This is a genomic window from Psychrobacter sp. ENNN9_III (assembly GCF_001462175.1).
Lineage (GTDB): Bacteria > Pseudomonadota > Gammaproteobacteria > Pseudomonadales > Moraxellaceae > Psychrobacter.
Genome location: NZ_LNUO01000058.1, coordinates 1 through 7474, shown reverse-complemented (window position 1 = coordinate 7474; position 7474 = coordinate 1). Strand labels below are relative to the sequence as shown.

At 41.0% G+C, this 7474-nt stretch carries 7 protein-coding genes; 6 read left to right on the top strand and 1 reads right to left on the bottom strand.

All coding sequences use genetic code 11. The annotated features are described in order from the left end of the window. The coding region (locus PENNN9_RS04195; protein WP_058368482.1) for an SCP2 sterol-binding domain-containing protein at nucleotides 1-382 on the bottom strand (382 nt) is incomplete at its 3' end. Nucleotides 383-1404: 1022 nt separating this feature from the next. Here PENNN9_RS04195 and ccoN point away from each other — a divergent pair. From ccoN to PENNN9_RS04165, 6 genes are all read left to right on the top strand, one after another. Next, the gene (ccoN, locus tag PENNN9_RS04190; RefSeq protein WP_058368481.1) at nucleotides 1405-2886 is read left to right on the top strand and encodes a cytochrome-c oxidase, cbb3-type subunit I; all 1482 of its coding nucleotides are present in this window, start codon (nucleotides 1405-1407) and stop codon (nucleotides 2884-2886) included. 9 nt (nucleotides 2887-2895) lie between these two features. Further along, nucleotides 2896-3534 (top strand): cytochrome-c oxidase, cbb3-type subunit II, encoded by a 639-nt coding sequence (ccoO, locus tag PENNN9_RS04185; protein WP_058368480.1) that lies wholly within the window; start codon nucleotides 2896-2898, stop codon nucleotides 3532-3534. Next, on the top strand, nucleotides 3534-3716 hold the full coding sequence (locus tag PENNN9_RS04180; RefSeq protein WP_058368479.1) for a CcoQ/FixQ family Cbb3-type cytochrome c oxidase assembly chaperone: 183 nt from the start codon (nucleotides 3534-3536) through the stop codon (nucleotides 3714-3716). The genes ccoO and PENNN9_RS04180 overlap by 1 nt, the downstream gene beginning before the upstream one ends. Further along, nucleotides 3713-4861 (top strand): cytochrome-c oxidase, cbb3-type subunit III, encoded by a 1149-nt coding sequence (gene ccoP / locus PENNN9_RS04175; RefSeq protein WP_058368478.1) that lies wholly within the window; start codon nucleotides 3713-3715, stop codon nucleotides 4859-4861. The genes PENNN9_RS04180 and ccoP overlap by 4 nt, the downstream gene beginning before the upstream one ends. A 453-nt stretch (nucleotides 4862-5314) precedes the next feature. Next, on the top strand, nucleotides 5315-6724 hold the full coding sequence (gene ccoG, locus PENNN9_RS04170) for a cytochrome c oxidase accessory protein CcoG (RefSeq protein WP_058368477.1): 1410 nt from the start codon (nucleotides 5315-5317) through the stop codon (nucleotides 6722-6724). 103 nt (nucleotides 6725-6827) lie between these two features. Then, entirely contained in the window at nucleotides 6828-7415 is a 588-nt protein-coding gene (locus PENNN9_RS04165; RefSeq protein WP_058368476.1) for a FixH family protein, read from the top strand. Nucleotides 7416-7474: the final 59 nt, after the last annotated feature.

The following is a 7474-nucleotide window of genomic DNA, read 5'->3' as shown; positions in this document are numbered from 1 at the left end:
ATTTAGTCATAGACTTAATTTTTTTAAATAGCTCTTTTTGCTCTGTACTTGGACGGGCAGTTTGTAATGCCATTAACTGTGACATATCACCTTCGACACGAATTTTACCACTCATGAAAGCACCCATAATCTCATTCATATCGAAATTTGTGATGATAGATTGTAAGGTATCACGATCAAGTAATAGTGTCGTGGTAGCATCATCGTTTAAACCTTTGTGAAGGAGCCCATCTGAAAAACTGGCTTCGATATCTTGCTCAGCATCAGAGACTTTTAAATTGATAACCATGTTTGCCAATGCCGGTGGTAAGTTCAACTCGCCAGCCTCATCCCCTAACTGCGATACTTGCTCAAACCATGCGTCCGTTAAAAAAACTGCCATATTATTATCCTTTATACGTTAAAAAATTACGGTCAATGTTACTGCGCCTCATTATGGCGTGGTTTTATAATAAGTAAAACCTAAAGCTACGAGCTTTTGCCAAATTGTAACAAATTCTACTACCTCTATGTTTGTTTAAAACAGTCATTCATCAACATAATTAACGTCTTTTACCTAATATCGCCTTATATGAAAGTCATAATAAAAATCCTTACGTTTTATATTGATATATCAAGGTTTTTTGTTATGATGAGCGCCGACAACCCTAAATAATCGGTTGTCATATATAAGTTATCGGCTTGCTAAGCTCAATAGATTACACGTTATTTAACATCGATAAACTTCAAAAAATTCTCTTAACATATCCACTTTATAAGCGTATCATAAGTTAAATCATATGGTTAGCGACAGATAGGTTAATAGTATTGATAAGGGTAAATGGTAGAACTTAGCATTATTGAATGGCAACGTTGTTACACTATTGACCTATTAACGCCAAATTATAGTTCCATTCATTTTTATTATAAACATGGTGTTTTACAGCCATTTTCTCAGTGATAAGTGAAGGTTGTTAGCCACATTGTTTACCAAAGAGTTTGTATTTTGACGCATAGTTCTGATGATATTTCATTAAGATTGCGTTACAATACCTTAAACAGAATCAGGAGTTTTAACTAAACATTACGTCAATATGTTTTTGTCAGCCGCCGCTCGCATACCTCTATCATTCACACTTTGTAAAATAGACGTTTGATGCCTAAGGTCGGCTTGTTTTCTTATTAACTGTAACGATGTATTAACTGCCTTAGTCTCGCCGAATAGTAATCATGACGCCTTGTTGCTTATGTATTGTTATTACTAGTCAATCCCCTGCGAAAAGTTCTATAAAGTAGTTAATAAACCCTTACAGTAATAGGTTAGTTGGACAATAGCATGTGTCACGTTCGTTATATTTTATCGTATATGCAACGTGGAGAGTTAGTTAATTCTATTGATAATTCGGGCTGTAAAGGAATCATCCAATGAGTTTACAAAACACAGCAGTCGCCCCAGTTGACCGTGAATACGAAATTACTGTCGTAAGATTTTTTACGATTATGGCCGTCACGTGGGGCATTGTCGGCATGAGTCTTGGTGTGTTCATTGCTTCACAGTTGGCTTGGCCAGCACTTAACTTCGACATTCCATGGCTGACCTTTAGTCGTTTAAGACCGCTACATACCAACGCGGTCATTTTTGCGTTCGGTGGCTCTGCCCTGTTCGCAACCTCTTATTATGTTGTTCAGCGTACTTGTAAGACAAGGTTATTTGCACCTTATCTAGCTTGGTTTACCTTTTGGGGTTGGCAAGCGGTTATCGTCTCAGCGGTTATTACCCTACCATTAGGTTTGACCTCTACTAAAGAGTACGCAGAACTTGAGTGGCCTATCGATATTTTGATCGCTTTGGTATGGATATCTTATGCCATTGTATTCTTCGGTACGCTGATCAAACGTAAAACCTCACATATTTATGTGGCTAACTGGTTCTTTGGCGCCTTTATTATTACGATTGCCTTACTACATATCGTAAACAGCATGGCGATTCCTGTTAGTGCGTTTAAGTCATATTCTCTATTTGGCGGTGCAACTGATGCGATGGTGCAATGGTGGTACGGTCATAATGCGGTAGGTTTTTACTTGACGGCGGCTTTCCTTGGAATGATGTATTATTTCGTTCCGGTGCAGATTGGTCGTCCTATCTACTCGTATCGTTTGTCTATCGTTCACTTTTGGGCATTGATTGCGTCATATATGTGGGCTGGTGGTCACCATTTGCATTATTCAGCGCTTCCAGATTGGACGCAGTCTCTTGCGATGGTGTTCTCTATCATTCTGTTTGCGCCATCTTGGGGTGGTATGATCAACGGTGTACTAACGCTATCAGGTAGTTGGGATAAGTTGCGTACCGATCCGATCATTCGCTTTATGATTGTTGCATTGTCATTTTATGCAATGTCGACATTCGAAGGCCCAATGATGTCTATTAAGACGGTGAACGCGCTATCGCATAATACTGACTGGACAGTAGGTCACGTACACTCAGGCGCGCTTGGCTGGGTAGGTATGATTACCATTGGTTCACTATACGTACTGTTACCTCGTATTTATAACAAACCAAAGATGTACTCTATCAGCTTAATCACCACGCACTTTTGGCTGGCGACTGCAGGGACTATCTTCTACATCGTATCTATGTGGATCTCAGGCATCGGTCAAGGCATGATGTGGCTTGCGACTAATCCTGACGGTACTTTGGTATATAGTTTCGTTGATACGGTTGAGTTCTCACACTTCCCGTATATTGGTCGTGCTTTTGGTGGCTTCTTATATGTATCGGGTATGTTTGTCATGGCATATAACTGCTATAAAACACTCAAGATGCCAGAAGGTAAGCCTGTAGATGTCGCGGATCCAACGGATCATGAACCTAGTGTCGAAAAACCATCGACAGCTAACGTATAAGGAGCGATCATGGCTGGTACACCGCATGAAATTATTGAAAAAAATACAGGCTTGTTGGTCATCGGTATCGTTATTGCTATTAGCTTTGCAACGCTAGTTGAAATCGTACCATTGATTTATGATAATAAAAGTCCCGAGGATGGTGGGGTCAATGCTCCCCTTCCCGCTATGGAACCATGGACGGCACTAGAGTTTGAAGGTCGTGACATCTATATTCGTGAAGGCTGTCACGTCTGTCATACCCAGATGGTTCGTCCGCTACGTGCAGAAGTTGAACGTTATGGACCGTATTCACGCGCTGCTGAGTCTACGTGGGATCACCCATTTTTATGGGGCTCAAAACGTACTGGACCTGATTTGGCACGTGTTGGTGGACGCTACTCTGAGGATTGGCAAAAGCAGCATTTGATCGATCCGCGTTCATTGGTACCAGAGTCTGTTATGCCAGGCTTCCCATGGCTTGCAACCAATGAAGTTAATGGTGAGAACGTTCAAACTAAGATGCGTCTATTCCGCGATCGTTTTGGCGTACCTTATACTGAAGAAGACATTGAAGGTGCTCCTGATGCTGTTTTAGGTGCTACTGAGCTTGACGCTCTGGTTGCCTACCTTCAACAGTTGGGTACTGCGATGGAAGGACAGCGCTAATGGGTATTGGTGAATTACAAACAATTGCGACTGTCTCTGCCTTTATCGCTTTTTTGGGCGTTGCATGGTGGGCGTATTCGCCAAAAAACAAAAAACGCTTCGAAGAAGATGCACAACTTGCGCTTGATGAGGAGGTTGAAGAACCTTTGTCTGAAGAGCAGCGCAATAAGGATGAACGATGACATTTTTTTGGAGTTCTTGGATCACCATATTAAGTATTGGGTGTTGGCTTTTTATCCTTGGGGTCTTATTATTTGTATTAAAATATAGACCAGACCTTGAGGAAGACGGTACGACAGGTCACACTTATGATGGCATTCGAGAATACGATAAACCACTTCCTAAATGGTGGTTAGTAATATTTTTTGGCTCAATCGTTTGGGGAGTTGCCTATTGGGTGTTTTTCCCCGCTATTTTTCCATCAAAATGGGACGGTATTGCAACGGTAGAAGTTGATGGTGAGACTGTACCGTGGACCTCTCATAATGAGCTAAATAGCGAACTTGAAAGTAACAACAAAGTTTTTACTGATAATTTTGAAAAAAATATTTTGGCAAAAGCTGACGCCAGTGGTGCTACATCGACATTAGCGACACTTGCTGAGATGCAAGCGACCATGCGTCGTAGCGAAAACCCACCAGCAGATTTGCAGACGCAGATTGATCAAAAGGTAGCAGAGCTTGCTCCTTACGTAGAAAAACTGTCTGAAAACCCAAATGCTTTAAAAGTGGGTAGTCGCTTATTTTTACAGAACTGTTCAGTATGTCATGGTTCTAACGCTAAAGGTGCCGTGGGTTATCCTAATCTAACTGATAATGATTGGTTATATGGCGGTGCCCCTGAGAACATCTTGACGACGCTTCATAACGGCCGTGTCGGTGGTATGGCAGCTTGGCGTGATCAGCTTGGAGAAGAAGGTATACGGGCAGTTTCTGAGTATGTGTTGGCTATATCTGGTAACCAAGAAGGCTATGATCTTGATGAGACGATGGTTGCACAGGGCAAGGTTATCTTTAATGAGCCTACTAACTGTGTACTATGTCATGGTGAAGATGCTAAAGGTATGATTTCTACTGGCGCCCCTAACTTGACTGATGATATTTGGTTGTATGGTGGTGATAGAGAAACCATTCGAGAGACATTGCGTTATGGCCGTGCTGGTGTTATGCCTGAATGGCAGACTAAGTTAGGTAACGAGCGCATTATGCTTCTTGCTGCATATGTTTATTCATTATCTGACCAAAAAGTCCAGTCTGACGCGTCACCTGCTATGGCTACTACTCCTAATACGAATACAGCAGAAGCAGTAGAAGTTTCTACTAATTAAGATTGTCTTATTAGCTTCTGCATCATGGTCGTTGATATATTATTTAAAGAGGAGGACTGTCGTTGCAGTCCTCCTTTTTTGGTTGAACGTTTATTTATAGGTCTTCTTATAGACCTTAGTGTCCTACGTAGACTCTCATAAATCATATGGTTTCTACCATAATGATGATTGTTTTTTGAGGTTATTACCCCATTTAGAGTAAGGGAAATGCTAAAATAGCGAGGCTCATAAACAGCACGCCAGTTATAGTTTTAGATAGTATTCATCCAATCCCAACCAGTTATTTATAGTCGCTCATTTGGTAATTAGGTTAACCTACTTTTTATTCGTATTCGATAGGTTGTCTTTTTACTTACTGACATCGATAACATTATAAGCATTTACATCTTGTTTTTTCATAGGTGTTTGTTACTCATGCCAGCAGACTGATTCTTTTTTTAAAGAGGCACGTTTATGTCAGCACAACAACCCAATAAAATCCCAGTACAACAAATAGATCTTGATGCGACAAAGCATCGTATACACCCCCGATTCGTCACAGGTTTTTATCAAAATATTCGCGTCATTAGCATGTATGCATTTTTAGCGTTGTTTTTGATTTTGCCTTGGCTGCGTTATAACGGTAGGCAAGCAATATGGTTTGATGTGCCATCTCAGCATTACTATATTTTTGGTATGACGTTTTTGACGCAAGACTTTTACTTTATTGCTGCGTTCGCTCTTATTGCCGCTTTTACACTATTTATGGTGACCGTCTATGCTGGACGGGTGTGGTGCGGCTATGCTTGCCCACAGACCATTTGGACACATCTTTATCAATATGTAGAAAAGATAGTCATCGGTGATCGCAATAAACGTATCAAGTTTGATAAGTCGCCCATGACTGCGACTAAAGCTTTCAAACGCTTTTTGGTATATTTTATCTGGTTCGTCTTTTCGATGATTACTGCTACTACCTTTGTTAGTTATGTAGCAGGAACTGACTATCTGTATGGCAGCTGGCAGCTCATAGGTTTTATGCCATTCCCTGATTGGTCAACGTGGGTTTGGGTCTCAGTATTTATATTTGCTTTTTCAACTTATGTTAATGCTGGTTACATGCGTGAACAGATGTGTGTCCAGATTTGCCCTTATGGTCGTTTCCAGAGCGTCATGTTTGATAAAGACACCCTTATTGTGTCTTATGATTATGATCGCGGTGAACCTCGCGGCGCTCGTAAAAAGGGGACTAATCCAGAACATCTAGGTGACTGTATCGAATGTCAAATGTGTGTACAAGTATGCCCTACTGGTATTGATATTCGAGACGGTCTGCAAGTCGCGTGTATTCAGTGTGCAGCATGTGTGGATGCTTGTAATGAAGTCATGGACAAAGTTGGCTATCCACGAGGACTTATCAGATATACAACTGAGAGGCAACTGGCTGAAAAAGAGCCTAGCCGTGTCTTACGTCCGCGTCTGTTTGCTTATTTGACTCTATTGGCTGTGTTATGTGGTGGTCTTATTTACGCATTAACTGATCGCGTGCCATTAGAGATTGATATACGTCGTGACCGTAATCAGCTGTCTTCTATGACCAACCAAGGTATGATTGAAAACAGTTACATTGTGAAGCTGACCAATAAAACCCAAGAACCTCATGCTTATAAAATATCGCTTGCGCCGCAAGATGGTCTAAGTTTAGAGCTGCGTTTCAACGATGTGCCATTAGAAGCTGGTGAAAGCTTTGATATGCCTGTTAGCATTTACGGTGACCCTGATGTCGTTGAGTCTGGTCAAACGCCTATTACTTTAAACGTAGTAAGTGAAGATGGTCAGTACAAGGTAAGTAAACAAAACATTTTCACGACTCAAGGCCAGTAAATACTTGAAATATAACGTATAATCTATACTTGAGTGACTAGATTTAGGTCACTCAAACTAGGCAATAGTACATTGATCGTCTCATACATTTAATAGGTATTTTATGTCTACACCCACTCCTACGCCAAGTTTTAAGCGTCAAGATAGCCAGCCATGGTATAAAAATTACATGGTAGTCATCTTTGTCATCGGTATGCCAGCCTTTGTGGTTATCGCTTGCCTCTGGTTTGTTTATTACTCTTATCAAATTCGTGACAGTGTGGTACGTGATGATTGGTATATGGACGGTAAGACGCTTTATCACGATGTATCACGCGATAAGCTGACCTATGATCTAGACTTACGCGGCAAAATGAAATTTACCTCAGACGGTGACATCACTTTTTATCTCGATTATCCGCAGCAAAGCTTACAAACGGGTAAACTGTTGAATGGTGAACCACTTACCTACCCTGATACGTTAGAGCTTTCCATATCGCACGCAACGGATGTTAAAAAGGATCGAGATGTGGTGCTAGAACACCAAGAAGGAAATAAATATAGTGCCAAAGTAGATATTGATTCAGTAAAAGCCAAGTACTATTTACAAGTAAGTAACGATGGTAAAGACGACTGGCGTATGCAAGACGTTGCAAGACTGCCGCGTTCAGAGGTCAGCTTTGATCCCCTGCCCGTGTTTGCCAAAAGCTAAAACCAGTCATAAACCGTGAATTTTAAAACATAAAAAACCAGCTGATTAATAGCTGGTTT

Coding starts and splice junctions, on each gene's coding strand:
- ccoN (WP_058368481.1), top strand. CDS start 1,405: ATGAGTTTACAAAACACAGCAGTCGCCCCAGTTGACCGTGAATACGAA.
- ccoO (WP_058368480.1), top strand. CDS start 2,896: ATGGCTGGTACACCGCATGAAATTATTGAAAAAAATACAGGCTTGTTG.
- PENNN9_RS04180 (WP_058368479.1), top strand. CDS start 3,534: ATGGGTATTGGTGAATTACAAACAATTGCGACTGTCTCTGCCTTTATC.
- ccoP (WP_058368478.1), top strand. CDS start 3,713: ATGACATTTTTTTGGAGTTCTTGGATCACCATATTAAGTATTGGGTGT.
- ccoG (WP_058368477.1), top strand. CDS start 5,315: ATGTCAGCACAACAACCCAATAAAATCCCAGTACAACAAATAGATCTT.
- PENNN9_RS04165 (WP_058368476.1), top strand. CDS start 6,828: ATGTCTACACCCACTCCTACGCCAAGTTTTAAGCGTCAAGATAGCCAG.